The following is a 26,386-nucleotide window of genomic DNA, read 5'->3' on the forward strand; positions in this document are numbered from 1 at the left end:
CCCGTCGGCGGACACTCGCAGACGGAGACGGCCGCGGCGCGGCGGTCAGGGCTTGCGCCAGCGCACCGAGTACCGCCAGTACAGGTGCCGCCGGAAGCGCGCGCCGGGCAGCAGCCGCCGGGCCTCCCCGCGTACCTCGCCCCAGCTCATCTCCGGGGCGGCCATCGGCATGCCCGCCGGATCCGTCTTGCCGTGCACGCGGTCGATGACCACGATGGCGGGGAGGACCGCGAGGTCGAACGCCCAGTCCTGGGGCGTCCGGTTGCGGGCGAGCCCGACGATCACGAGCGTCCCGCCGGGCCGCAGCAGGTCCGCCATCCTGGTCACGGCGCTCGTGAAGTCCATGTGGTGGATGGCGGCCACCGAGCAGACCAGGTCGTACGCGCCTTCGGGGAACGGGTGCCGGAGGAAGTCGGCCGCCACGAACTCCATGGCGCCGGGCGCGCTCCGGTCCGCGCGTGCCCGTGCCTGTTCGATCATCTCCGCGGACCGGTCGACCCCGGTGACCCGGCCCGCCCGGGTCGCGAGCCGGCGGGCGAGCAGGCCCTCACCGCATCCGACGTCCAGCGCCGCGTCGCACGGGTCGGGCATCGCGTCGAGCACCAGCCGGTGGTAGTGCGTGTTGTGGTTCCAGTACGCGTGCTCCTCGGTGCGGGTCATCGATCAATGATCTCGGATCGGCGGATCGAGCGGGCCGTCCGGATGACACGCCCTGTTTACGTGCTCCTTCACCGGGTAGCGGAGGCACCTGGCCGAAAACAACGACCGAAAACGACTGCGAAGGAGACGAACGATGAGCAGTGTCATGGAGAGCATCGACGTCCACGTCCCGGTCCATACGGCGTACAACCAGTGGACCCAGTTCGAGGACTTCCCGCAGTTCATGGAGGGCGTGGAGGAGATCCACCAGATCAACGACACGCTCACGCACTGGAAGGTGAAGGTCGCGGGCGCCAGCCGCGAGTACGACGCGCAGATCACCGAGCAGCGTCCCGACGAGCGCATCGCGTGGACGTCGACCGAGGATCCCAAGAACGCCGGTGTGGTGACCTTCCACCGGCTCGACGACGACCACACCCGGGTCGCCCTTCAGTTGGAGGTCGAGCCCGAGGGGATCATGGAGAACGTCGCCGACAAGATGGGGCTGGTCAAGCACCGGGCGAAGAACGACCTCAAGCGGTTCAAGGAGTTCATCGAGGAGCGCGGCACCGAGACCGGCTCCTGGCGCGGCAACGTGGATCGCCCCGACCAGTGAGTCCCGCCTCCGGGCCGTCGCCGGACGGGCCGGAGCCGCGACCTCCCCGTTCAGAGCCGGGCCCGCTGTCCAGCGGGCCCGGCCTTCGCATGTGATCATGAACTAACGCGAGAAAAACTCATGTCCTCTTCCGGTCAGAGGGCTACTCAGCACCCGGCGGTTGGCGGACAGTGATCCACGCGGTCAACCGATCGAGGTGGTCCCATGAGGCGTCTCCCGGGCGTCGTGTGCGCCGTCGTCCCCGCCCTGCTGCTCATGCTGGCCCGGCCCGCGGCGGCGGATCCGTTCCCGGCCGGACCGCCGAACGATCCGGGCTACGCTCCGGTGGAGAACGGCGCGCCGCTGAGCTGCCTGACCACCGCCGCGCCGGGCGGGGAGCAGCACAACCTGTACTCCTTCATCCCTAAGTGCACGCCCGCCGCCAAGGACCCGGAGGGCGCCGCCGGGATGTCGGTGGACGCGGCCTGGCGGGACTACACGACCGGTTCGCCGGACACGGTCATCGCCTACGTCGAGGCGGGGATCAACTGGCACAACGGGGACGTCGCCGACCTCGCGAACAAGGTCTACCTCAACACCGGTGAGCTGCCGAAACCCGCCGGCTCCGACACCTACGACCGGGACGGAGACGGCGCGGTCACCGCCGCCGACTACGCCGCCGACCCCCGCGTGCACGACACGAACGGCAACGGCGTCATCGACCCGGAGGACCTCATCGTCGCGTTCTCCGACGGCAAGGACGACGACGGCGACGGGTTCACCGACGACATCTCCGGCTGGGACTTCTACGACGACCAGAACGACCCGGCCACGCCCGACTCCACGTACGGCCACGCCAACGACCAGCAGCGGGTCGCGGCCGCGCGGACCGACAACGGCAAGCTGGGCGCCGGCATCTGTCCCAAGTGCCGCCTGCTGCCGATCCGCGCCGGCGACGAGGCCCTGGACCGTACGGACGACCTCGCCGCCGCGTGGTTGTACGCGGGCCGGGCCGGCGCGAAGGTCATCGTCAGCACGACCGCGGACCTCGGGTACTCCTCCGCGATGCGCCGCGCCGTGGACAAGCTCTGGAACGACGGCGTGGTCATGGTCGAGTCCAGCAACGACTTCGACTCGACGGACCACCAGGGCGGCATGTTCTGGCCGCACGTCGTCCCCGGCAACGGTCTGGTCGCCAACGCGGCGGGCGCGTCGGGCGCCCTGGCCAACGCCCTGACCTCGACCTACCGCGAACGCTCGAACCTCACGTCGTTCGGCGCCAAGGCGATGTTCTCGGTCGCGACGCTCGGCGGCTCGACGTCCGAGTCGACGCCGACCACCGGCGGCCTGTTCGGCCTGCTGCTCTCCTACGGCGCGCAGGCCGCGAAGGAGAAGAAGATCGACCGGCCGCTGACCAACGCCGAGGCCGTCCAGGTCCTGCGCGCGACCGCGAGCGACGTCGACGACGCGAGCCTGGGCTGGGCCGGCCGGCCGGGCTGGGACCGGCAGTACGGCTACGGCCGCCCGAACGCCGCCAAGGCCCTCGCCGCGGTCGCCAAGGGCGACATCCCGCCCGCGACCTGGATCGAGAGCCCGGACTGGTACTCCCTGTACGACCCGGCGACGACCTCCTCCGTGCCGGTCACCGGGCACGTGGACGCGTCCCGGGCCAAGAGCTTCCACTACCGGCTGGAGTTCGCGCCGGGGATCGAACCGGCCGACTCGGCGTTCATCACGGCCGGCGACGGCCAGGGCACCGGAACGTACGACGGCAAGGTGGGCACGCTCGACCTGACGAAGCTCCCGCAGTCGTTCTGGTCCAAGGCGTACTCGATGCCCGACGACAAGGAGCTGTCGTCGACCGAGCAGTACACCGTCACCCTGCGGCTACGCGTCTGGGACGACGCGGGCCGGATGGGCGAGGAACGCCGTGCCATCGCGGTCCACCACGACGACACGCTCCGCGCCGGGTTCCCGCAGCACTTCGGGATCGGCGGGGAGAGCCAGCCCGCCCTCGCCGACCTGCAGGCCACCGGTCACCAGGCCATCGTGTTCGGCGACGCCGACGGCCGGGTGCACGCCATCGACGGGGTGAGCGGCACGGAACTGCCCGGCTGGCCCGCCACCACGAACGCCGGCCAGACCCGCGTCCCGGGCTTCGACCCGGGCCACGAGCCGATCATCGCTCCGGTCGCCGTCGGCGACCTGTTCCACGACGGGCGGCAGGAGGTCGTGGTCACCAGCACGACCGGCCGGACGTACGTGTTCGACGCCCAGGGCAGGCTCCTGCCCGGCTGGCCGAAGACCCTGGACACGGGCGTGACCAAGCCCGCGATCCCCCGGCCGGCGCTGGCCTACACCCGGCTTCCCCACCAGGGCGCGACGGCCTGTCCGGTCCTCGTCGACCTGGACGGCAAGCCCGGCCTGGAGATCGTTCAGGCCGGATGGGACGGACGGCTGCACGCCTGGCACGCGGACGGATCGGACGTCCCCGGCTGGCCGGTGACCGTGGCGGACCCGCCGAAACCGGCGTCCGGGCTGACCGCGATCGACGACGCGAAGCTCGACGCCACCCCCGCCGTGGCCGACCTCGACGGCGACCACCAGCCGGAGATCGTGGTGCGCTCGCAGCACTCCGAGAGCCACGGCGCGGGCATCCAGGCGCTCGGCGCGAACTACGTGTACGCGTACCACGCCGACGGCTCGCCGGTGAAGGGCTGGCCGGTGCGGGTGCCGTCGATCATCACGTTCTACGGCAGCGCGCAGGAGTTCATCACCGAGGCGGCGAACAGCCCCGCGGTCGCGGACGTGGACGGCGACGGCAAGGACGAGGTCGCCACGGGCCCGTCCTTCTCCGCGACGTTCCTCATCGGCGGCGACGGCGCGATCCGGGGCGCGTACGGGCCGCTCAACAACCCGGCGTCCGCGCTGCTCGGCCACGATGCGGCCGCGGTGCGCGCGCTGCTGACCGGCTCGTCCCCCACCCCGGCGGTGGACCTGCCCGCGTCGTTCACGACGAGCGGGGCGTTCGGGCGGTTCGGCGACGCCGGACGGCTCGGCTACGCCGAGTCCGGGTCGGGCGCCGTGTCGCTGATCGCGGCGCTGCTGTACCCCGGCAGCGGCACCGCCATCGCCAACTACGAACGCGGTTACGACGCCGCGACGACCCTGCCGGTGTCGGGGTACCCGCACGCGCGGGCCGGGCTGGACTTCCTCGGCGCGCCGCTGATCGCGGACGTCACCGGGGACGGCAAGGCGGAGGTCGTCGACGGCGGGGACACCTCGACGGTGCACGCGTTCACGCCGTCCGGCCAGGCCGCCGGCTTCCCGAAGTTCACCGGCGGGTGGACGCTGTTCTCCCCGTCCGCCGGTGACCTGGACGGCGACGGCCGCACGGACCTGGTGACGACCACACGCGAGGGCTATCTGTTCGCCTGGAAGACCGACGGCAAGCCGGACGCCGAGTCGTGGACCTACCACCACGACGAGTGGCGCACCGGGCGGTACGGGACGGACACCCGCCCGCCCGGCGCGCCGCAGGACCTGCGGCGCGACGGCACGACCGTGAGCTTCGTCGCGCCGGGCGACGACGGGAACGCCGGCCGCGCCGCGACCTACCGCGTCAGCGCCGACGGCCGGGTGTCGACCGCCACGGCGACCGTCGGCGCCGGCGGCCGGCAGAGCCTCACGGTCCCGGCGGGCGCGCGGAAGGTGGTGGTCCAGGCGGTCGACGACGCCGGCAACCTCGGCCCGGCGGCGGTCCTCTGAGGGATGACTCGCGGGAGGTGGCCCTCGAGAAGCGCCGGCGGTCCCGGGACGGGCCGCCGGCGCTGCCTCACTCCTCCGAGCCGGTTTCCGAGCCGGCGTCCGGCCTGGCGTCCGGGTGGGCCTCGATGAACTTCTCGTAGACCTCGTCGGCGATCTTTCCGCGCTCGCTCACCTCGACGCCCTCGGCGACGGCCCACTCGCGGACGTCGCTGTTGGAGTAGCCGCGCAGGCGCGGCGCCGTGTCCGCGGCGCTCTTGCGGGCCCGGCCCGCCTGGCGGACCTTGGCCGCCTTCTCGATATACGGCGCCAGCTCTCCGAGGAGCTCTTCGAGACGCTTGAAGTTCTCATCGCCGAGATCGATGGTGTACGTTACGCCAGAAACCTCGAAATCCCGCTTGGCGACGTCTTCACCGTCATGCCCATCCAAATCATCCACCATTACGACTTTCGTCGCCACGAGGTATTCCTCTCTCAGCTTACTTTGTCGGGGCTTAGGATAATACGAGCGTACGACAGTCGGTGACGCACACCGCGACGACGCCGGCCCCGAGGGCCATCAGCCCTGGTCGGCCGGGCTCCCCGACAGCGAGTCGTGAAGTGCCCCGAAATTCGCGCAATGCGCACGTTATTCACCGAACGGCTTTTGTCGATTCTTACCCTTCGAGCCGTTATCCGATAATATCGCAGGCAACAGCCGGCCGCGAAGTCGTCCATCCGGTGAACGACATATCCGTCGCCACGGCCGCCTGTGCCGGAAAGTGCCGGAGCCGACCGCTCGACGGCGCTATTCTCCCCACGAATGGAACTCGATCGGCTGGGGGTGCACCATAAGCGAGACACCGCGCTCGAGACCCGGACCGCTGCTGCAGAGCCTGCCGTTCGGCATGCTCGCGCTCGTCGCCCTGGTCGACTTCTGGGCCAGCCCGGACATCATATTCCGGCCCATGCTCGTCCTCGGCCCCGCTTTCGCGAGCCTGTGGTGCGGGATCCGGCGGACCGCGCTGGTGGGCCTGACCGCCTTAACGCTGTCCGTCCTCCTCAGCTACCACCACCACACTCTCGGCCGGAGACAGAACACCCTCACGCTCCTGACCATGGCCGGTGTCGCGGCGGCGAGCGTGGGGGCCAGCGCCGACCGGAAGAAACGCGAGCGCATCCTCGCCGACGTCCGGTCCGTGGCCGAGGTGGCGCAGCGCGTGCTGCTCCGCCCGGTGCCCCGGCGCGTCGGCTCCATGCACATCGCCGTCGGCTACACCTCCGCCACGGCGGAGGCCAGCATCGGCGGCGACCTGTACGAGGTCACCCTCACCCCGTCCGGGGTCCGGGTCATCGTCGGGGACGTCCAGGGCAAGGGCCTGGACGCGGTCGAGACGGCGGCGGACGTTCTCGGCGCGTTCCGGGAGGCCGCGTACGACGAGCCCGACCTGACCGGTGTGGCGACGCGCATCGAGGCCGCGCTGCGCCGGCGCCTGGGCGCCGAGCCCGCCGGACGGCCGCCCGCGGCGGGCTCCGGCGAGAAGTTCGTCACGGCCGTCCTGGCCGAGTTCGGCGACGGTGAGGTCGTCACGCTGCTCAACTACGGTCACCCCTCGCCGTTCGTCCTGCGCGGCGGCGGCGACGGCGGCTTCGCCGATCCCGACGACGTCTCTCCGCCGTTCGGCCTGTCCGATCTCGTCGCCGCGGCGCCGCGCCCGTACACCATCAAGTTCGCGCCCGCGGACCAGATGCTGCTGTACACCGACGGGGTCATCGAGGCCCGCGACGCCGAGGGCCGCTTCTACCCGCTGGCCGAACGCGCGCACGTGCTCACGGCCGACGATCCCGAGCAAGCGCTCGGCGACCTGCGCGCCGACGTCCTCCGGCACGTCGGCGGCCGCATCGCCGACGACGCGGCGATGCTCCTCATCCGGCGCAGGTGAGCCGAGGCCCGACCGCCGGCGCACTCGTGGGAGGCTGGGCGGCTATGACGGCGACCGGGTCCCGAGCGACCACCCCCACCGCCCCCCTCCTCGCGGAGCCCGCCGCGCTGCTGGCCGACGTACGGATGCGGGGCGTCGAGGTCACCATGGCCTATGTTCCCGACGAGGCCGAGCGGCGACGCCGGGCGGCCGCCGGGCTGACCGGCGTGACCCGCGTCGACCTGCTGGACGTCCTGCTGGGGCTCCCGGCCGGAGCGACCGTCCCCTGGCCCGCGCTGTCGGCCAAGGAGCGCCGGGCCGTCCGCGAGCTCCCGCCCGGATGCGCCGAGCTCACGCCGACCGGCGTCGTACGGCTCCTGCGACGGCCCCTGCGGCCCGAGCTCGCCATCGTGCGGGCGGCGTCCTGGCGGGCGGGCCTCGACCGCGCCGGCCGGTTCGGCGCGTACTGCGCACGGCTGGTCGTCCTGCCGGGCGTGCCCGCGGACCTCGGCCAGGCGCGCGCGGAGGCCGACTACTGGGGGGTCGGGCTGGCCCTCGGCACGGAGGTCGTCGTGCCGCCCGAGCGCTTCGGAAGCCGGGCGCACACGCCCGCCGGATGGGCGTTCGCCGAGGAGCTCCACCTGCGGACCCTGCCCGTTCCAACGAGGGCGGATCGGCCCGCCGGCAGGTGAACGCGATGCCCCCGGGACGACCGCCCGGTGTCGGGCGTCACGGCACCCGGGAATTCCGGCGGGCGGGCAGCGGGGTGTCCTCACCGGCCCAGATCCACAGCGAATCCGGCGGCACGAACACCGGCTCTCGCGCCCGTACGGACGTGTTGTAGCGGGCGTGCGCGGCGATCGCGTCCCGGCACAGCCGTCGCCAGTACCGCCGGCGGCCCTCCAGCGAATCGGGGTAGAGGAGGTTGCGCGCCCACTCGGTCCAGACCGCCACGCCGTGCAGCCGCGCGTCCTTCCAGTCCTCCTGCCGGAGGAAGCCGGCGACGCTCCGGCCGCCGCAGCGGACGCAACGGCACGGCGGCGCCGGCCGGTCGCCGAACCGGTCGGCGAGCACGCCGCCCCGCACGTAGGAGAGAAGGTCGGGCACCAGGACGCTCGGCGACCGGTCGTCGCCGTTCGCCGATCCGTACGCCACCGCCTCGCCCGGCGGGACGACGTGCCGCAGCGCGCCGCTGGTCCCGATCGAGGCGGCCAGGCAGCCCTGCGCCAGCGCGTCGAGTCCCGCCAGGTCCGTACGGAAGAGGGCGACGTCCGGCACCTCGGCGACGAGGCGGCGCAGGCCGAACGCGCCGTCCATCACCCGCTGCGGCGGGTTGCGGCGGCCGCCCAGCATCACGGCCTTCGGGATGGACGCCTGAGCGAGAACGCCGATCGTCTTGTCGATCAGGCCGGTCGCCAGCCATCCGACGTCCATGGGAAGCGACAGGATGACGTCGTCGCGGCCCAGACCGACCGCACCCTCGATCGCCGCCTCGACGGCGCCGAAGTCCCCCGCCCGCAGGTACCGCGTCGGGGTGAGCGCCGCGTCGGCGCCCGCGTCGATCTGCCCCTGAACGCGCTCCTCCAGGGTCAGCTCCACCAGTTGGTCGCCGCTCTCGTCGAAGGGGCGTTCGCGGGTGGCCACCTTCCCCTCCGCCGCCGCGACGTCGAACAGGATCGGACCGTCGAACGCCTGCTCCTCCCGGCATCGCCGGGCCGCTCGTACGGGGTTGGCGCCGGTCAGGACCAGACCGCCCTCGGTGCCCATCAGCGCCGCGAGGTCGGAAGCGTCCGACGGGCGGGCATGCGCGAAGACCCGGTCGGCCAGCACCGCCACGGCGCCACCGCGGGGTCGCTTCCCCACGCTCATCGACTCGCCGGACGCTCGAACTCCCCGGGCCGGCGGGACCGGACGACGCATCGTACGGAATCACCTCAGGAAGTGAAGGCGGAACTCCACTTCCGACGGTGCGCGAGGAAAACCGTCCAGTCAATGCCCAGGTCGGCCCGGCTTCGGTAAAGCCACCGCCGCGCGGGCCCCAAGCCGGTGGGCGGAGTCCGGTCGGTTCCCGTGATCCCGAGGGCATCTCCGGCCCGCGGCGGCCGGTCCGATCGACGCGGACGGGGTCTACTCCGGGTCCCGGCTCTCCTCCCGGTGGGTGAACAGGGAGAGCAGTCCCTCGATGCGGTGGTCGGCCTCGGCCGGATGGCGGAAGCGGCGGCTCGGATCGACCGTGTAGTGGTTCCGCCGGCCGACGCGGGTCCGGGTGAGGTAACCCGCCGCCTCGAGGTCGGTCACGATCGTCTGCGCGGCCCGCTCGGTGATGCCCGCGATGGCCGCCATGTCCCGCAGCCTCGCCTGCGGGTTCCGGGCGATCTCGAGGAGTACGCGAGCGTGGTTCGTCAGAAAGGTCCAGTGCCGAACGGGTACTCCACCCTCGGGCGTGCCCATGGTGCTGCTCATCCGATCTGCGCGTAGGCCGGCCATCGCGCTGCTGTGGCACCCAAATTATGAAGTTCGTTTCCGGTATCAGTTGACGTGGTTCTGTCCTCCAGGCATGCTCGAGGCATGTGGATCGGAAGGCGGCCCGAACGAGCGCACCCTCGTGATGTTAGTGGCCGCCATGGCAGAACGTAGCGGACACGCGGCTGAAACGATATCGCCGGATACGGGTCTCGTACTGTACGAGGACCGGCAGCTCCGCATCATCCAGGTGACACCGCCCGACAAGGTGCTGCTCAGCGGCGACATCGACGTCACCAACAGCCCGGCCCTCGCCACCGCCCTCGCCGATGTCGCGGCGCGGTGGGGTCAGGTGACGGTCGACACCGAAGGCCTCCGCTTCATCGACGTCTCCGGCTGGCGCATCCTCGTCGGCCCCCATCCCCGCGGCGGAAGCCGGCCCCGCCTGCTCAACATCGCGCCCTGTGTGCGCCGCCTGAACCAACACATGCACACCCTCTGACCCAACACCCCACCGACCTTCTCCGGGCCGTGGCGCGGACTCTGGCGACCGGCTATTTCGCGGCGAGGCGGTTGGTATCCGCAAAAGGTGGCCGGCCCGAAGCACGGGCCGATCCGAGGTCGGGTACTCAGCGCCTGGTCTCGTACCTGGTCATGAGTACGCCGTCGGGGAACGTCCGGGTCTCCATCAAAGTCAGGTTCACCCAGTTGTCCAGGGCCGTAAAGAACGGCGTGCCGCTGCCCACCAAGACCGGTGCGGTGACCAGCACGTACTCGTCGATCAGCCCGGCCCGTATGGCCGCTGCGGCAAGTGTGGCGCCGCCGATGTCCATGGGGCCACCGTCCTCAGCCTTGAGCCGGGTGATCTCGGTCACCGCGTCGCCGGTGACCAGGCGGGTGTTCCAGTCGACCGTGCTGGTCGTCGAGGAGAACACCACCTTCGGCATGTCCCGCCAGCGGCGGGCGAACTGGATCTCCGCCGGTGTGGCGCCAGGCTGCTGGTCGGCGGTCGGCCAGTGGGAGCTCATCGTCTCCCACAATTTGCGCCCGTACAGCGCCAGGCCGGTCGCCTCCACCCGGTCGGACCACCACTGGAACAGCTCGTCGCTCGGTACGCTCCAACCGAGGTCGTCGCCGGGCGCGGCGATGTAGCCGTCCAGGCTCAGGTTCATGCCAAAGGCCAATTTCCGCATGGCGTCAGCCTCCTGTGGGTCGGTACTCGGCGTACAGACCCACACGGCGCGGAAAAATCATCGGTCAGGCCACACCGAGGGCCGGTTCGAGGGCGAGCTCATCCGCAGTGGCTGCAGGGGCCGCATCGGCTCGGACTGATCAAGACGACGTCGTCGCCGCCGAACGGGTTCGGCGTCGTGCCGCGCGGGTCGGTCGTGCCGGTCGACGGCGAGGCACTGCTGTTCTTCGTCCGCTGACGGCAGACCCGCCGGACGACCGACTTCAACCTGTCGGTCCTGCTGCTGGCCGACGGGGTCTTTCGCGTATCTGCGCCGGCCTCACAGCGGAAGCCGTGCAGAAGGCTCGGCGACCGCGGTTACGAAGTAGGGCGAACGGGATGGACGGCCCCTTGCTCCTCGACAATGACCGAGCATTCCGAACGCCCGCAGCAGCGGCGTTCCCGTCTAGGCGTCCAGCACGTGGCACCGGGGGCACCCACCTCATGGTTCAGGACGCCGGCAACCCCGTCATCTGCCCGCCCGGCCGTCCACCACCGTGACTTCGACGCAGTACTTATCGTCCACACCGTCGCTGTAGGAACTCTTCCGCCAATCGCTGATCATGAAAACCTCTCCAGATACTGCTCGATGAGCGCCCGAGAGCCATCTTCCGAAGCGGCTTTTGCGCCGATTCTGTCGAATTTTACGGCGAGCTGCTTCACCTCGGCTGGATCTTCGATCAGGCGCCCACCGTTCTGGGCGCCCGAATAGGCGACATCCCGAGTGTCCAGACTGATGATCCGGATAGGTCCGTCGAATCCCTGGTGGGCTCCGGCCGAGGTCGGGATGATGCGGATGATCAGGTTGGGGCGGTCGGCCAGCTCTCGCAGGTGGCGGAGTTGCTCCCGGATGACGTCCGGGCCGCCCACAGGGCACGCCAGCACGCTCTCGTCCATCAGGATCCAGATGAACGGTGGATCCGGTCGATCCAGAACAGCCCGCTTGCGGGCGATTCGTTCGGCCAGCTCCGCCTCGACGTCCGTGGCGCTTCCCACCTGGAGAAGAGCGCGGGTGTAGTCGTCGGTCTGCAGGACGCCCGGGATCGCCTGGCCGTGGTAGATCTTGATCATTTCGGCGGTCGCCTCGTAGCGGACGTACGTGCGACCCCAGTCGGGGCCGTGGGACGTCTGGGCGTACCAGAGGAGCAGTTCGAAGAGGCGGCCGGTCCCCCACGTGCCGTCGATGGCCTTGGCCTGGCGGTCATCGATCTTGCGACGGCCCGCCTCGATGTTGGAAACAGTCGACCGCGCGGCGTTGATGACCGTGCCCATCTGGGTGAGCGAGAGACCATGCCGCTCGCGCTCGTAACGCAGCTCGTACGCGAGGAAATGCCAGAGGGACAGTTTCGGGTCCAGCGGTTCGCGCACGATCGGCATGGCGCCCCCTTGTTTCCTATCGTTACGGACACGCCCGACTGTAGGTCGAAAGGGCCATTCTTGGCAGAAGAATTTAGAATCTCAGCGAGATCAGAGAAACGGCGGCGGCCATGACCGAAGATATCCGGATATGCATGCCCGCGTCTGCGGCGGCTCCCGGCTTCACGCGTACGCTCTTGGAGCGGCGCCTCAAGAAATGGGGCTACTCCCACATTACGGACGACGCCACTCTGGTGGCCACGGAGATGGTGACGAACGCCATGAAGGCCACCCCGGGCCAGGCGATCCGCTTCCTGTGCCGTTGGGAGCACGGCGGGATCTACCTCGCGGTCTGGGACTCCAGCCCCGAGCGCCCCACACCGGCCCGCGACGTCGAGTGCGCGCTACAGGACCTCGACGTGTCCGAGGACGGATTCGACCAGAACGGCGGCCGAGGACTGCACATCATCGACGCGCTCGCCATCGAGTGGGGGTACCGCCCCGACCCCGTCGCCCGCGAGACCGGCCGCACCGGCGGCAAGTGGGTGTGGGCCCGGCTCACCGCCACTCCCCCGGGATGAGGCACCGCACCCCGTCACTCTGTGCTCGGCGAGCTGTGCCGCAGGGTCTCCCCATCCCATGCTCTGATTCTCGGGGAGGATGCCGCCGAGCCCGAGGAGTCGTGATGATCTTCATCACCGCCAAGTTCCGCGTACGGCCCGACGATGCCGACCGCTGGCCGGACATCGTGCGCGACTTCACCACGGCCACCCGCGCCGAGCCGGGCTGCCTGTGGTTCGACTGGTCCCGCAGCCTGGCCGACCCGACGGAGTACGTCCTGGTGGAGGCCTTCCGCGACGACGAGGCGGGGGCCGCGCACGTACGGTCCGATCACTTTAAGGCCGCACAGCAGGCTCTACCGCCGCATCTCGTCGAGACGCCGCGGATCGTCAACATGAAGGTGCCCCAGGACGACTGGTCCACTCTGGGAGAGATGGCCGTGCCGGAGTGACGGCCCAGAGCGTACGCGTCCGAACCAGAGGAACGCTTTCGCCGAACGACGGCACATATCCCCTGCCCCTCGGCCGTTTCGACGGCGAGTGACGCTACCCAGCGACCGGGCCGGCAGGATCATCAGGCGCGGAGGTCGCCGTCAGACGTTCCCGCGAGCGCGCGAGCAGGGCGCGCAGTTCGGCGGCCACCGTGTCCGGGTCCTCGTGGACCGGGGTGTGTCCGGTGTCCAGCAGGCGCAGCCGTGCGCCGGGGATGGCATCGGCCAGCTCCCGCGCCTGGTCCGGTGTTCTGGTCGGATCATGCAGGCCGTGCAGCACGGTGACCGGGCAGTCGATCCTCGCCAACCCCGGAGTCAGGTCCATCTCCCGCTGACTGCGCAGGGCCTCCAGCGCGGCCTCGGCGGGCACCGCGGCCGCGTAGTCGAGCAGTTCGTCACGGACGGCCGGATCGAGTGGCGTGGCGAATGACCGGTCCAGCACCTGGGCGTGCAGCCGCGGACCCCAGTCCCTGGCGAGCGAGGCCAGGATGGCGTCCACATCGCCATGGCCGCGCATGTGCGCGCCGGTGTCCACCAGCAGCAGGCCGGCCACCAGCCCGGCGTGGTCGGCCACCAGCCGCAGCGCGATGGCGCCGCCGGTGGAATGCCCCAGGACGATCACCGATCTGTCGTGCCGCCGTGTGATGTGCGCGGCGAGCCGGTCGGCGATCGTGCCGAGGTCCCAGGGACCGGAGTCGGTCATCCAGGACACCGCGTCGAACTCGACCTGCCCGGCCAGTCGTTGCGCCAACGGCCGGAACACCGTCGGCGCGCACAACGTGCCGGGGATGGCCAGCACAATCGGCCGTCGTACGGGCCGCTCGTCGTCTCGGGTCGGCATGTCCCCTCCCCACGCCGCCTCTACCGACACCACCGCGAGGTGAGCGGAAGGGGCGACGCCGACCTACCGAAGCCACCGCAGGGATGGCCCCTTCCGGCCGGAGCCGTGGCAGCACGTCGAGTCCACATGCGACCTCTATGAATTGCTATAAAGTCTGGCTCGACAGAATTTAACCAGCCCCTGGTCGAAGAGGAGCAGTTGCTGCCCCTCCTTCCGCCGGTTCAGCATCGCCAGACGCCCGAACCGGTAGCCGAAGACCACCGCGAAAATCGTCCCGAGGACCACGAGGATGATGAGGTCGGCGGCCAGGCCGATCAACGCCAGCACCGCCCCCACCGCCGCCACCGCGCCGCCCACCTGCAGCCGGGTCCTTGACATCAGCACCGCCGGATAGGTCGCCCGGTGACCGCCGAGACGCTCCCACCGGACAGCCTCGCCGATCCTCGCGGAGACGTCTTGTGCTTCCATCGCCCGCTCCACCATTCCGCCCATCGGTAAGCCACGCGGTCAACGTCGGAACACAATATTGTCTATACGTCTAATTGCGGCGAACAAATCTGAGATCAGGGGCTGAGCAGGCGGCGCGGACCCGAGTCCTGTTCGGCGAGCACGTCGCCCGGATCGGCGAGCGTGTACTGCTCGAAGGACCGGCAGCCGCAGTCGACGCAGCACAGCGTGGCTTGACTTAAACCTTTGTTCAGGTCCGAGGGTTATCCCTGCGGCCGTTCCACCGGTGGCCGCCCCATCACCGTCGAACGAACAGGGGTTCCCCATGTCCGAGATCACCGAGCGGTTCAGAGTCGCCGTCATCGTCGGCAGCGTGCGCGAGGGACGGTTCGGCACGACCGTCGCCGACTGGTTCGCCGACCGGGCCCGGCGGCGTACGGACGTCGACGTCGACGTCATCGACCTCGCCGAGGTCGGCCTGCCGCTGGTGTTCCCCGCGTTCGGAACGGCACCGGCGCCCGACACGACCCGTGCGCTGAAGACGGTGACGCCCCGGCTCGCCGCGGCGGACGCGTTCGTCGTCGTCACGCCGGAGTACAACCACAGTTTCCCGGCCTCGCTCAAGAACCTCATCGACTGGCACAGCGCCGAATGGCACGCCAAGCCCGTCGGCTTCGTGTCGTACGGCGGGCTGTCCGGCGGGCTGCGCGCGGTCGAGCACCTGCGGCCGGTCTTCGCCGAGCTGCACGCCGTGACCGTACGGGACACGGTGAGCTTCCACGGCGCCCGGGAGCGTTTCGACGCGGAGGGGCGGCCGGTCGATCCCGACGGCTGCGACGCGGCCGCCGAGACCCTGCTCGACCAGCTCCTGTGGTGGGCCCACGCGCTGCGCGACGCGCGGGCCGCCCGTCCGTACGCCGCCTGACGCCGAGCCCGTGAGGAACAGGAGGTCCCGATGACGACCGCGTCCACACCGCACCGGCGTACCCGCCCGGAAGTCCGGCCACCGCACGGCGGCCCCGACCCCACCGCGATCGCCCTGGTCATCGTGCTGGGGTCGATCATGACGGTCATCGACGTGACGATCGTCAACGTCGCCCTCGGCCGGCTCTCCCAGGACTTCCACGCTCCGGTGGCGACCATCCAGTGGGTGGCGACCGGATACACCCTCGCCCTGGCCTCGGTGATCCCCGCCACGGCGTGGGCCGTCGGCCGGTTCGGCGCCAAACGCGCCTACCTGGCGTCGATCGGGCTGTTCACCCTCGGGTCGGCGCTGGCCGGGCTCGCCTGGGACACCGGCTCACTGATCGGCTTCCGCGTGTTGCAGGGCCTCGGCGGCGGGATGATCACACCGCTGGCGATGACGATCATCATCCGGGCCGCCGACCCCGCGCGCATGGGACGGACGATGAGCGTGCTGGGCATTCCGGTCCTGATCGGGCCGCTGGCCGGGCCGATCCTCGGCGGCTGGCTGGTCGACAGCGCCTCGTGGCGGTGGATCTTCTTCATCAACGTCCCGATCGGGGCGCTGGTGCTGCTGCTGGCCGGCCGGATCTTCCCGGCCGACGCCCCGGAGCCCGGGCACCGCCTCGACGTGCCCGGCCTGCTGATGCTGTCGCCCGGGCTGGCCATGGCGATCTACGGGCTGGCCACCGGCGGCGAGCACGGCGACTTCGGCACCGCCGGAGTACTCGTCCCCACCTTGGCGGGCGCCGCACTGGTGGCCGGTTTCGTCGTCCGCGGCCTGACGGCCCGGCATCCACTGATCGACCTGCGGCTGTTCCGCCGGCGGTCGTTCGCGACGGCCACCGGAACCCTGGCCTTCTTCACCTGCGCCTACTTCGGGTCGATGCTGCTGCTGCCGCTGTACTACCAGGTCGTACGCGGACAGAGCGCGACCACGTCCGGGCTGCTCGGCGTCCCGCAGGCCCTGACCACTGGTGTCGCCATGCAGATCGCCGGCCGGTTGATCGACAAGGTGTCCCCGCGACGGCTGGTCTCCGTCGGGGTCGCGGTGGCGAGTACGGGGTTCCTCGCCTTCATCGCCCAGGTCCACGCCGACACGCCGTACTGGCACCTGATCCTGCCGCTCGTCGTGACCGGCGCCGGGGTCGGAACGACGATCATGCCGGCGATGACGGCGGCGACCCGGAACGTCGCGAGCGAGCAGGTTCCCGGCGCCAGTACCGCGCTGAACATCACCCAGCAGGTGTCCGCCGCCCTCGGAACCGCCCTGATCTCGATCGTCCTCGCCGGGGCGATGCGCGATCGACTGCCCGGCACCGCCGACGGGGGCATCGGGGCGGTCCGCGCGCTCCCGGCTCCGGCCGGACACGCGATCTCCCCTAGGCTGGCCGACGCCTTCCAGCACACCTACGTCTGGGCCGTGGTCCTGATGGCGCTGGCCCTGCTGCCCGCGCTGCTGCTGCCGCGCTACCACTCGAAAGGACGGAATTCATGACCACGGCACTGGTGCTGGGGCCCGGCGGCGTCGTCGGTACGGCCTGGACCGCGGGCCTGGCGGTCGGGCTGCGCCGGGCCGGCGTCGACCTGGCCGGGGCCGACCTGATCGTCGGCACCTCGGCGGGCGCGATCGTCGGCGCGATGCTCACGACCGGCCAGGACCTCGAGCGGTTCGGCTCCCTGCCGGGCACCGCCGGTCCCGAGGCACCGACCCCGGCGGCGCGTCCGACGCGGTTGAACGAGGTGTTCGCCGTGCTCGGTGATCGGAGTCTGGAGCCGGCGGAGGCCCTGCGACGTGTCGGCCGGATCGCCCTCGCCGCCGAGACGGGCGATGAGGAGGCGCGCCGGTCCCGGATGGCCGCCCTGACCGGCGCCGACTGGCCGGAACACCGGCTGCTGATCACGACGGTCGACGTCGAGTCCGGTGAACGGCGCGTCTGGAGCCGTGACGACGCCGTACCCCTGGCGTCCGCCGTGGCGGCCAGTTCCGCCATGCCGGGCGTCTACCCGCCGGTCACCCTCGACGGCCGGCGGTACATGGACGGCGCGCTGGCCGGTGGCGGCCACGCCGACCTCACCGCCGGCGCCGGGACCGTCGTCCTCATCGAGCCGCTGGCCCACCTGTTTCCGCAGGACGCGGGGGCCGGAACGCCCGCCCTGCGGATCGTCCCCGACGGTGCGGCGATCGAGGCGTTCGGACCCGACCTGCACGACCACGCGGCCTCACCGGCGTCGTACGGCGCGGGAGTCCGGCAGGCGGCCGACGTTGCCGTGGCGATCCAGAACGTCTGGCACGCGAACCGGCTCTAGCGCGTATCTCGGCACGGGCCCGGTGCAAAACAGAGCGGTGATCTATGTAATGCACATATATCCCGACATAGGCTGGTAGGTGTCGCTCGGCCTGCCGTCCGGGTCGTCCAGGGCCGCGGGCGGCCGGCGCCGGACCTACCGGCCGTACACCGACCGGCGCACCTCCGGTGTCGTATCCGCGGGCCGGGCCTGAGCGGAGGAGGTGCCCCTTGTCCGTTTCAACCCCGCAGCCGCTGCCGACCCGCCGTGAACGCCCGTTCGACCCGCCCGATGAGTACCGCCTGCTGCGGGAGGAGGATCCGGTCAGCAGACTCTCCTTCCCGGACGGGAAGGTCGGCTGGCTGCTCACCCGGCACGAGGACGTCCGGGCGCTGCTCTCGGACCAGCGGTTCAGCTCGGACCGGCTGCGAGCCTCGTCGCCGGTCCGGGCGTTCCCCATCCGTCCCGGCGAACCCGCCTTCCGCGCCGGGTCCTTCATCGGCATGGACGCCCCCGAGCACACCCGCTACCGCCGGATCCTCACCCGCTGGTTCACCACCCGGCGGATGCGCGAGCTGACCCCGCGGATCGAGCAGATCGTCGCCGGGCACCTCGACGCCATGGAGCGCACCGGGCCGCCGGCCGACCTGGTCCCCGCCTTCGCGCTGCCGATCCCCTCGCTCGTCATCTGCGAACTGCTCGGCGTCCCGTACGAGGACCGGGCGGCCTTCCAGAGCTGGACCGGCACGCTGCTCAGGATCGACGCGGACAAAGAGGTGATCTACGAAGCGCGCGACGCGATCTGGGACTACATCCGCGATCTCGTCGACCGCAAACGGCGTGAGCCCGACGACGCCCTGCTCAGCAGCCTCGTCCACGATCCGGACGACTCGCTCACCGCCGAAGAGCTGACCGGCGTCGGCCTGCTGCTGCTCGTGGCCGGGCACGAGACGACGGCCAACATGCTGGCCCTGGGGACCTTCACCCTGCTGACGCGGCCGGAGCAGCTGCGGACGCTGCGCGAGCGGCCGGAGCTGATCGACGGCGCCGTCGAGGAGCTGCTGCGCTACCTCAGCATCGTCCAGTACGGGCTCGTGCGGGTCGCCCGCGAGGACCTGGTGATCGCAGGGCATCGGGTCCGCGCGGGCGAGACGGTGGTCGCCGCGCTGTCCGCCGCGAACCGCGACCCGGAGCACTACCCCGACCCCGACCGGCTCGACATCACCCGGCCGCCGTCGCAACATGTCGCGTTCGGCCACGGCTTCCACCAGTGCCTGGGCCAGCAGCTGGCCCGTGCCGAGATGAAGGTCGCCTACCCGGCGCTCTTCACCCGCTTCCCCGATCTTCGCCTGGCCGTGCCGCCCGAGGAGGTCCCGCTACGGGACGACATGGTCATCTACGGGGTCTACCGCCTGCCGCTCACCTGGTGATCCCCGGCGCGCCCGGGTGCCGTCCGCACCCGGGCGCGTCCCCTCGGCCGGCGGGTGGTCAGGCGTGCAGCCACCGCTTCATGCAGGCGAGGAGCTCCTCGGTGTCGACCGGCTTGGCGACGTGGTCGGTCGCGCCCGCGGACAGGCTCTTCTCCCGGTCCCCGTGCATCGCGCGGGCGGTGACGGCGATGATCGGCAGGTCCGCGAACCGGGGCATGTCGCGGATCGCGGCCGTCGTGGCGTACCCGTCCATCTCCGGCATCATGATGTCCATCAGCACGAGCTCGATGTCGTCGTGTTCGCGCAGCACCTCGATGCCCTTCTTGCCGTTGGGCGCGTGGATCACCGACATGCCGTACAGCTCCAGCGCGCTGGAGATCGCGAACACGTTCCGGACGTCGTCGTCGATGATGAGCACCCGGCGGCCGCTCAGCTCCGCGTAGCCGAGGATCCCGGTGTCGTCGCCGTCCCGACCGGCTCCGGCGGGGCCTGTCATGAAGGGCAGCGCGTCGACGAGCCGCCCGCCCGACAGGTACAGGGTGACGCGCTCGCGCAGCTCGTCGAGGGAGGACAGCAGCTCGAACGGGTGGGAGCGGGCCCGGTCGGCGGCCAGCCGCTCCTGGGCGGCGCTCAACCGTCGGCCGGGGTGGCCCAGGACCGGCAGGGCGGCGAGTCCCGGCTGCCGGTCCAGCCGTTCGAAGAAGGCCGGCGCCGTGGGCAGGCCGGCGTCGAGGAGGACACAGGCGTGCGGGGCCGCGAGCAGGGCGTCGACCGCCTCGTCGACGTCGGCCGCGCCGGTGATCTCGACGTTCCCGTGCGTGTCGGCGAGGTCGGCCGCCGCGCTGCGCGCGAGCGCGGTGAGCAGGCCGCCACTCTGTTCCAGGACCAGCAGCCGGCGCGTCTCGGGAACGACCGGCGCGGTGGCCGCCGGGAGGCCGGAGACGGCGGGACCGCCGTCTCCGGCGGTGTACTCGCCCGGTCGCGGCGCCACCGACGGCAGGTACAGCGTGAAGGTGGTGCCGTTGCCGACACGGCTCTTCGCGTGGATCTCACCGCCGAGCAGCCCCGCGACCTCCCGGGAGATCGACAGGCCGAGCCCGGTGCCGCCGTACCGGCGGCTCGTCGTGCCGTCGCCCTGCTGGAAGGCGCCGAAGATCGCCTCCAGGTTCTCCTCCGCGATGCCGATCCCCGTGTCGATCACCTCGAAGGCGACGACCGGTTCGCCGGGCTCGGCCACCGGCAGGGTGACGTCGTCGGCGAGCCGGATCCGTAGCTGGACGCCGCCGCGCTCGGTGAACTTCACGGCGTTGGACAGCAGGTTGCGCAGGATCTGGCGCAGTCGCTGCTCGTCGGTGCAGATCTCGGCCGGTGCCTCATCCGCGATCTCGACCCGGAAGTCCAGCCCCTTCTCCGTCGTGAGGGGCCGGAAGGTGCTCTCGATGTCCTCCAGCAGCCGGGTGACGGCGATGCTCTCGGAGTGGAGGTCCATCTTGCCGGCCTCGACCTTGGACAGGTCGAGGATGTCGTTGATCAACTGCAGCAGGTCGGTGCCGGCCGAGTGGATGATGTTGGCGAACTCCACCTGCTTGGACGTGAGGTTCCGGCCGGGGTTCTGGGCGAGGATGCGGGCCAGGATCAGCAGGCTGTTCAGCGGCGTGCGCAGCTCGTGCGACATGTTCGCCAGGAACTCGGACTTGTACTTGGACGCCAGCGCGAGCTGCCGGGCACGCTCCTCGATCTCCTGCCGGGCCTGCTCGATCTCGAAGTTCTTGATCTCGATGTCGTGGTTCTGCCGGGCCAGCAGCGCGGCCTTCTCCTCGAGCTCGGCGTTTGAGCGCTGCAGCTCCTCCTGCTGGGCCTGCAGCTCCTCCGAGCGGGACCGCAGCTCCGCGGCGAGCCGCTGCGACTCCTCCAGCAGCGCGTCCGTACGGGAGTTGGCGATGATCGTGTTGAGGTTCACGCCGATGGTCTCGGCGAACTGCCGGAGGAAGTCGCGGTGCACCTGCGAGAAGCCGGTCAGTGAGGCCAGCTCGATGACGCCGAGGACCTGCCCCTCGAACACGATCGGCAGCACGATCAGGTCCGCGGGCGCGGACTCACCGAGGCTGGAGGAGACCTTCACGTACCCCGGCGGCGCCTTGTCGACCGTGATGGTCTTTTTCGTACGGGCCGCCTGCCCGACGAGGGACTCCCCCAGCTTGAACTCGCGGTCGGCGGAGGCGCCAGCCTCATGGGCGTAGCCGGCGATCAGGCGCAGTGCGGTGTCCTCGCCACCGGCGTCGGTGAGGTAGAAGGTGCCGTACTGGGCGGTGACGAGCGGCGTGATCTCGTCCATGATCAGCTCCGCCACCGTCACGAGGTCGCGGTGGCCCTGCATCTGCCCGGCGATGCCGGCCAGGTTGGTCTTCAGCCAGTCCTGTTCCTGGTTCTCCCGCGTCGAGTCGCGCAGCGACTGCACCATCGCGTTGATGTTGTCCTTGAGCTCGGCGACCTCGCCCTGGGCCTCCACCGAGATCGACCGGGTCAGGTCGCCGGTCGCCACGGCGCTGGTGACCTCGGCGATCGCGCGGACCTGCCGGGTGAGGTTGCCGGCCAGCTCGTTGACGTTCTCGGTCAGGCGCTTCCACGTGCCGGACACGCCCTCGACCTCGGCCTGGCCGCCGAGGCGGCCCTCGCTGCCGACCTCACGGGCGACCCGGGTGACCTCGGCGGCGAACGAGGAGAGCTGGTCGACCATCGTGTTGATCGTGGTCTTCAACTCGAGGATCTCGCCGCGCGCGTCGACGTCGATCTTCTTGGACAGGTCGCCGCGGGCGACGGCCGTCGTGACCTGCGCGATGTTGCGGACCTGGCCGGTGAGGTTGTTCGCCATCGAGTTGACGTTGTCGGTGAGGTCCTTCCACGTCCCGGCGACGTTGGGGACGTTCGCCTGGCCGCCGAGCTGGCCCTCCGTCCCGACCTCGCGGGCCACGCGCGTGACCTCGTCCGCGAACGCGCCGAGCGTGTCGACCATCGTGTTGATCGTCTGGGCGAGCGCGGCGACCTCGCCCTGGGCCTCGACGGTGATCTTCTGCGACAGGTCGCCCTTCGCGACCGCCGTGGCCACCTGCGCGATCGACCGGACCTGCGCGGTCAGGTTCGAGGCCATGACGTTGACGTTGTCGGTGAGGTCCTTCCAGGTGCCGGAGACGCCGCGGACGATGGCCTGGCCGCCGAGGTTGCCCTGGGTGCCGACGTCACGCGCGACGCGGGTGACCTCGTCCGCGAACCCGGAGAGCTGGTCGACCATCGTGTTGATGGTCTCCTTCAGCTCCAGGATCTCGCCGCGCGCGTCGACGCGGATCTTCTGCGACAGGTCGCCCCGCGCGACCGCCGTCGTCACCTCGGCGATCGACCGCACCTGGTCGGTGAGGTTCGCCGCCATGACGTTCACCGACTCGGTCAGCGCCTTCCAGGTGCCCGAGACGCCCTTGACGTCGGCCTGGCCGCCGAGGCGGCCCTCGGTGCCCACCTCGCGGGCCACCCGCGTCACCTCGTCGGCGAACGAGGACAGCTGGTCCACCATCGTGTTGATCGTGTTCTTCAGCTCGAGGATCTCGCCGCGCGCGTCGACCGTGATCTTCTGCGACAGGTCACCCTTCGCGACCGCCGTGGCCACCTGCGCGATCGACCGAACCTGCGCGGTGAGATTGCCGGCCATGAAGTTCACCGAGTCGGTCAGATCGCGCCACGTGCCGCCGACGCCCGGCACCTGCGCCTGGCCGCCCAGCCGGCCCTCGGTGCCCACCTCGCGGGCCACCCGCGTCACCTCGTCGGCGAACGAGGACAGCTCGTCGACCATCGTGTTGATCGTGGTCTTGAGCTCCCGGATCTCACCGCGGGCATCGACGGTGATCTTCTGGGAGAGGTCGCCGCGGGCGACCGCGGTCGCCACCTGGGCGATGTCGCGGACCTGACCGGTCAGGTTGCCGGCCATGGCGTTGACCGAGTCGGTGAGGTGCCGCCAGTTCCCGGAGGCGCCCGGCACCTGGGCCTGGCCGCCGAGCTTGCCCTCCGTGCCGACCTCGCGAACGACGCGGGTGACCTCGGAGGTGAACTGGGACAGCTGATCGGCCATGCCGTTGAAGACGCCGGCGATCTCGTCCATCAGCCCGTCGCCCGTCTGGGGCAGGCGGGTGGCGAAGTCGCCGTCGCGGACGGCGGTCAGCCCGGCGAGAAGCTGGCGCAGGGCCGCCTCGTCCGCACCGTCGGGCTCGCGAAGCGCCGATCTCCCGGCGTCCCGTTGAGACATGCTCCCACTCCGATCGTCCGCCCAAGTGCGCGACGCAAGTGATTTTCTATTGGACCGCCATCTACTTGCCTCATAGCAACCATACTGGCAGTGTTACCGTCGGACGCCTCCGGTCTGCGCCGATGTGACGTGTGCGCTGGGGGTCGTCCGCTCCCTTCCGGACGACGAGATAAGGGCTTGAGCTGACCGCATCCCGCAGGCGTCGCGTGACGCCCAACGTACACGCGGCGGAGCCGGCATGACGGTTCCGCCGGATGACGTCATCCGGCTGACGGCCCTTCTCGCCGAGCAGCGCCGGCTCCTCGACGAGACGCGCGACCGGACCGCGGCCCGCGCGCTCACGGACGTCGCCACGGGCATCCTCGTCGACCGGCTGGGCTGCTCCCCCACCGAGGCGCTCGGGCACCTGGCGCGCCTCGCGGCCGGCACCGGCACGTCCCTCGTCGACCTGGCGGCGGACCTGGTGAACCTCGCCGCGGACGACCCGCTGGCCGAGGCGGCCCGGCGGGGCGCCGCCGAGGGCCGGCCCACGGCGAGCCCCCGGCTGGCCGAGGTCGCCGTCGTCCACGCCGAGGACGGTGACGGAATGGCGGCGGCGCTCCTCGACGAGACCCTCTCACTGTCCGGCGCCGTCGCCGCCGCGCTGTGGGCGCTGCGCCCCGACGGCGCGCTCGAACTCGCAGGCGCGGTCGGGCTCGACCCGCTCGAGCGCGGGCACTGGCGGCGCATCCCACCGCAGCTGGACAGCCTGCAGCAACGCGTCGTACGCGGCGACGCACCGATCTGGTGGCCCGGCGGGGCCGGCCGGCGGCGCGGGGTTCCCCCGCTGACGGGTGCCGGGCAGGACGGGGCGCGGGCCGTTCTCCCCCTGTCCGCCGACGGCGGCCGCGTCGGCGTGCTGGAGATCCGCTGGGCGGCCGGGCTGCCCGGTTTCAGCCCGGCCGTACGCTCCGAGCTCACCGCGCTCGCCGAGGTGTGCGCGCGGACGCTCGACACCCGGCCCGGGTCGGCCGACGACGACCGGGCGCTCGACGCCGGCGCCGTGCTCACCGCCCTGAGCGATTCGTTCCTGCTGCTGAGCCCCGTCCGTGACCCCTCCGGTCGGGTCGTCGACCTGCGCATCGATCGGCTCGGCCGCAACACGCCCCGGGTGACCGGATACTCCGCCCGGAGCCTCCTCGGACAGCGCCTGTCGCACGTCTCCCCGCAGACGGCGCTGCCCGGCGGACCGATCGACGTCGGCATCGACGTCCTGGCGACCGGCCGACCTGCCGAGGCCGAGTGGTCGATCCCCGGTGCCGCCGGCGAGCCGGTCCACCGGGCCCGCGTCGCGCGGATCTTCGACCGGCTCGTCCTCACCTGGGCGGACGGCGGGCGGATCGGCGCCGCCGGCGCCCTCCTCGAACAGGTGCAGCGGCTCGGCCGGATCGGCGCCTGGCAGCACGACCTCGTGAGCGGGCAGATCATGTGGACCGAGCAGACCTTCGCGCTGTTCGGGCTGCCGCCCTCCGCCCCGGCCATCGGGCTGGACGATCTGTCCCACCACGTCACCCCGCAGGATCAGGCGACCGTACGGCGATTCCGCGACCAGTTGCTGCTGCTGCACCGGCCGTCCTTCGCGACGTTCCGGCTCCTCCGGTCCGACGAGTCCGTACGCCAGATCCGCGCCTTCGCCGAGCCGGTCACCGACCCGGCCGGGACGGTCGTCGCGATCCGGGGCGCGTACCAGGACGTGTCGGCCCACTACCACTCCGAGGTCGCCCTCGCGGCGACCCAGGACCGGCTCGCCGACACCGAACAGCGCGCCGAGGACCAGGAGCGCCTGGCGCTGCACCTGCAAGAGGCGATCCTGCCGCCGACCGTCCAGCCGGTCAGCGCCGCCGGCCTCGACGTCGCCGTCCGCTACCGGCCCGCCGGTGGCGGGCATCTCGTGGGCGGCGACTGGTACGACGCCGTGGTGCTGCCGGGCAAGAAGGTGCTGCTCGCCGTCGGCGACATCGCCGGCCACGGGCTCGACGCGGTGACGGGGATGGTCGCCCTGCGCAACGGCCTTCGCGGCCTGGCGATCACCGGTGCTGGCCCGGCCGAGCTCCTCGCGATGTTGAACAACGTCGCCTACCACCTGACCGGAGGGACGTTCGCCACCGCGATCTGCGCCCTGTACGACCCCACCGAGCGCTCACTGCGGTGGGCTCGGGCGGGTCACCTGCCACCCGTCCTCGTCCGGGACGGCAGCGCCGGGCTGCTGCCGCTGCCCGCCGGCTTCCTCCTCGGCCTCACCCCGGACGCCGTCTACGAAGAGGCCACGACCACCCTCGAACTCGGCGACGCGCTCCTGCTGTTCACCGACGGCCTCGTCGAACGCCGGGACATGCCGCTCGACGAGGCCCTCCAGGCGCTCATCCGCCTCGCCGGCCGGCCGGTCGGCGACGCGGAGAGCTTCAGCGACCATCTGCTCGGCGGCACCAGCGCGAACACCAATGACGACACCTGCCTGGTCACGATCCACCTACGGTGACCCGGACGACCGGCGGCGGACGCCGGCCTGGTGGCCATGGCGGCCCACCCGGCGGGTCGGCGTCGGGGCGGAATGCGGGAAGCGCCGGCGTGCGCGGTCGAATAAACCGAGCGCCGTGGAGATCGAACCGTCCGCGGACGGCTCGCCGGCCGCGGCGTGGAAACCCGCCATGCCTTCGATCAGCGCCTCACGGGCGGCGGCCGGCATCTCGCGCAGGACGCGGGCGAACTCGGCCTGCCGGCGCTCGCGGAGCTGGGCGAAGACGGCATTGCCGTTCCGGCTCAGGGAGACGGCCACGGAGCGGCGATCGGCCGGATCGATGTCCCGGGAGATCAGTCCCGCGGCCTCCAGCCGGTCGCACAACCGGCTCGCCGACGACAGCAGCGTGCCCAGCTCCGCCGCGAGCGCACTGATCGTCATCTCGTGGTTGCGGTCGATGATGGCGAGGGCGCGCAACTGCGTCGCCGAGACGCCGAAGCCGGCGATCTCCTGGGCCCGGTCCCACGCGTTGACCAGCGCCGCCGCATACGCTTCGACGATGGCGGCCTGCCGGTCGATGGGCTGGTGCGCACTGGCCATGTTCACACTTTCGCATACTCCGTGACG

The 26,386-nt window shown here is 71.2% G+C and carries 22 protein-coding genes; 12 read left to right on the plus strand and 10 right to left on the minus strand.

Annotation, left to right across the window (positions count from 1 at the left end):
• Positions 1–45: 45 nt before the first annotated feature.
• Entirely contained in the window at positions 46–660 is a 615-nt protein-coding gene (locus tag AB0L00_RS22605) for a class I SAM-dependent methyltransferase (RefSeq protein WP_364437384.1), read from the minus strand.
• A gap of 133 nt (positions 661–793) precedes the next feature.
• On the opposite strand from AB0L00_RS22605, the gene AB0L00_RS22610 reads away from it, so the two are divergent.
• On the plus strand, positions 794–1,255 hold the full coding sequence (locus AB0L00_RS22610) for an SRPBCC family protein (RefSeq protein ID WP_364437387.1): 462 nt from the start codon (positions 794–796) through the stop codon (positions 1,253–1,255).
• A gap of 204 nt (positions 1,256–1,459) precedes the next feature.
• Positions 1,460–5,002 carry an FG-GAP-like repeat-containing protein gene (locus AB0L00_RS22615; RefSeq protein ID WP_364437390.1) on the plus strand — a complete coding sequence of 1,181 codons (3,543 nt, stop codon included), beginning with the start codon at positions 1,460–1,462 and terminating at the stop codon, positions 5,000–5,002.
• Between the two features lie 67 nt (positions 5,003–5,069).
• On the opposite strand, the gene AB0L00_RS22620 is transcribed toward AB0L00_RS22615, so the two are convergent.
• Positions 5,070–5,459: an Lsr2 family protein gene (locus tag AB0L00_RS22620; RefSeq protein ID WP_364437393.1), complete on the minus strand. Its 390-nt coding sequence runs from the start codon at positions 5,457–5,459 to the stop codon at positions 5,070–5,072.
• Positions 5,460–5,886: 427 nt separating this feature from the next.
• Here AB0L00_RS22620 and AB0L00_RS22625 point away from each other — a divergent pair, with 427 nt between their 5' ends.
• Both AB0L00_RS22625 and AB0L00_RS22630 read left to right on the plus strand, forming a co-directional pair.
• Positions 5,887–6,921: a PP2C family protein-serine/threonine phosphatase gene (locus tag AB0L00_RS22625; RefSeq protein ID WP_364437396.1), complete on the plus strand. Its 1,035-nt coding sequence runs from the start codon at positions 5,887–5,889 to the stop codon at positions 6,919–6,921.
• Positions 6,922–6,965: 44 nt separating this feature from the next.
• A complete protein-coding gene (locus tag AB0L00_RS22630; protein ID WP_364437399.1) occupies positions 6,966–7,592 on the plus strand; it encodes a hypothetical protein in 627 nt (208 codons plus the stop codon).
• Between the two features lie 37 nt (positions 7,593–7,629).
• Here AB0L00_RS22630 and AB0L00_RS22635 read toward each other — a convergent pair whose 3' ends face one another.
• Complete coding sequence (locus AB0L00_RS22635; RefSeq protein ID WP_364437402.1) at positions 7,630–8,763, minus strand: hypothetical protein; 1,134 nt, start codon at positions 8,761–8,763, stop codon at positions 7,630–7,632.
• A 264-nt stretch (positions 8,764–9,027) separates the two neighbouring features.
• Positions 9,028–9,363, minus strand: a complete 336-nt coding sequence (locus AB0L00_RS22640; protein WP_364437405.1) for a helix-turn-helix domain-containing protein — start codon at positions 9,361–9,363, stop codon at positions 9,028–9,030.
• On the opposite strand from AB0L00_RS22640, the gene AB0L00_RS22645 reads away from it, so the two are divergent.
• A complete protein-coding gene (locus tag AB0L00_RS22645; RefSeq protein WP_364437408.1) occupies positions 9,350–9,865 on the plus strand; it encodes an STAS domain-containing protein in 516 nt (171 codons plus the stop codon). The genes AB0L00_RS22640 and AB0L00_RS22645 overlap by 14 nt on opposite strands.
• 127 nt (positions 9,866–9,992) lie before the next feature.
• Here the strand turns inward: AB0L00_RS22645 and AB0L00_RS22650 are convergent, their stop codons facing one another.
• Both AB0L00_RS22650 and AB0L00_RS22655 read right to left on the minus strand, forming a co-directional pair.
• Positions 9,993–10,556, minus strand: a complete 564-nt coding sequence (locus AB0L00_RS22650) for a dihydrofolate reductase family protein (RefSeq protein ID WP_364437411.1) — start codon at positions 10,554–10,556, stop codon at positions 9,993–9,995.
• Positions 10,557–11,155: 599 nt separating this feature from the next.
• Positions 11,156–11,971 carry a helix-turn-helix transcriptional regulator gene (locus tag AB0L00_RS22655; protein WP_364437414.1) on the minus strand — a complete coding sequence of 272 codons (816 nt, stop codon included), beginning with the start codon at positions 11,969–11,971 and terminating at the stop codon, positions 11,156–11,158.
• A 134-nt stretch (positions 11,972–12,105) separates the two neighbouring features.
• Here AB0L00_RS22655 and AB0L00_RS22660 point away from each other — a divergent pair, with 134 nt between their 5' ends.
• Complete coding sequence (locus AB0L00_RS22660; RefSeq protein ID WP_364437417.1) at positions 12,106–12,531, plus strand: ATP-binding protein; 426 nt, start codon at positions 12,106–12,108, stop codon at positions 12,529–12,531.
• 104 nt (positions 12,532–12,635) lie between these two features.
• Positions 12,636–12,962 carry a putative quinol monooxygenase gene (locus AB0L00_RS22665; protein ID WP_364437420.1) on the plus strand — a complete coding sequence of 109 codons (327 nt, stop codon included), beginning with the start codon at positions 12,636–12,638 and terminating at the stop codon, positions 12,960–12,962.
• Between the two features lie 94 nt (positions 12,963–13,056).
• Here AB0L00_RS22665 and AB0L00_RS22670 read toward each other — a convergent pair whose 3' ends face one another.
• A complete protein-coding gene (locus AB0L00_RS22670; RefSeq protein ID WP_364437423.1) occupies positions 13,057–13,842 on the minus strand; it encodes an alpha/beta hydrolase in 786 nt (261 codons plus the stop codon).
• Positions 13,843–13,977: 135 nt separating this feature from the next.
• Positions 13,978–14,325: a hypothetical protein gene (locus tag AB0L00_RS22675; RefSeq protein WP_364437426.1), complete on the minus strand. Its 348-nt coding sequence runs from the start codon at positions 14,323–14,325 to the stop codon at positions 13,978–13,980.
• Positions 14,326–14,614: 289 nt separating this feature from the next.
• Between AB0L00_RS22675 and AB0L00_RS22680 the strand changes: the two genes are divergently transcribed.
• The 4 genes from AB0L00_RS22680 to AB0L00_RS22695 all read left to right on the plus strand — a co-directional run bounded on the left by AB0L00_RS22680 (position 14,615) and on the right by AB0L00_RS22695 (position 18,971).
• On the plus strand, positions 14,615–15,214 hold the full coding sequence (locus tag AB0L00_RS22680; protein ID WP_364437429.1) for an NAD(P)H-dependent oxidoreductase: 600 nt from the start codon (positions 14,615–14,617) through the stop codon (positions 15,212–15,214).
• Between the two features lie 30 nt (positions 15,215–15,244).
• A complete protein-coding gene (locus AB0L00_RS22685) occupies positions 15,245–16,750 on the plus strand; it encodes a DHA2 family efflux MFS transporter permease subunit (RefSeq protein WP_364437432.1) in 1,506 nt (501 codons plus the stop codon).
• Entirely contained in the window at positions 16,747–17,562 is an 816-nt protein-coding gene (locus tag AB0L00_RS22690; protein ID WP_364437435.1) for a patatin-like phospholipase family protein, read from the plus strand. The genes AB0L00_RS22685 and AB0L00_RS22690 overlap by 4 nt, the downstream gene beginning before the upstream one ends.
• Positions 17,563–17,771: 209 nt before the next feature.
• Complete coding sequence (locus tag AB0L00_RS22695; protein ID WP_364437438.1) at positions 17,772–18,971, plus strand: cytochrome P450; 1,200 nt, start codon at positions 17,772–17,774, stop codon at positions 18,969–18,971.
• Positions 18,972–19,029: 58 nt separating this feature from the next.
• On the opposite strand, the gene AB0L00_RS22700 is transcribed toward AB0L00_RS22695, so the two are convergent.
• The gene (locus AB0L00_RS22700) at positions 19,030–23,262 is read right to left on the minus strand and encodes a HAMP domain-containing protein (RefSeq protein ID WP_364437441.1); all 4,233 of its coding nucleotides are present in this window, start codon (positions 23,260–23,262) and stop codon (positions 19,030–19,032) included.
• Positions 23,263–23,500: 238 nt separating this feature from the next.
• Between AB0L00_RS22700 and AB0L00_RS22705 the strand changes: the two genes are divergently transcribed.
• Positions 23,501–25,780: a SpoIIE family protein phosphatase gene (locus tag AB0L00_RS22705; RefSeq protein WP_364437444.1), complete on the plus strand. Its 2,280-nt coding sequence runs from the start codon at positions 23,501–23,503 to the stop codon at positions 25,778–25,780.
• On the opposite strand, the gene AB0L00_RS22710 is transcribed toward AB0L00_RS22705, so the two are convergent.
• The gene (locus AB0L00_RS22710; RefSeq protein WP_364437447.1) at positions 25,772–26,359 is read right to left on the minus strand and encodes a MarR family transcriptional regulator; all 588 of its coding nucleotides are present in this window, start codon (positions 26,357–26,359) and stop codon (positions 25,772–25,774) included. The two genes, AB0L00_RS22705 and AB0L00_RS22710, sit on opposite strands and share 9 nt — an antisense overlap.
• Between the last annotated feature and the right edge of the window lie 27 nt (positions 26,360–26,386).

Origin of the sequence: Actinoallomurus sp. NPDC052308, assembly GCF_040679195.1 — a bacterium.
In the GTDB taxonomy this organism is placed as follows: Bacteria; Actinomycetota; Actinomycetes; order Streptosporangiales; family Streptosporangiaceae; genus Actinoallomurus; species Actinoallomurus liliacearum.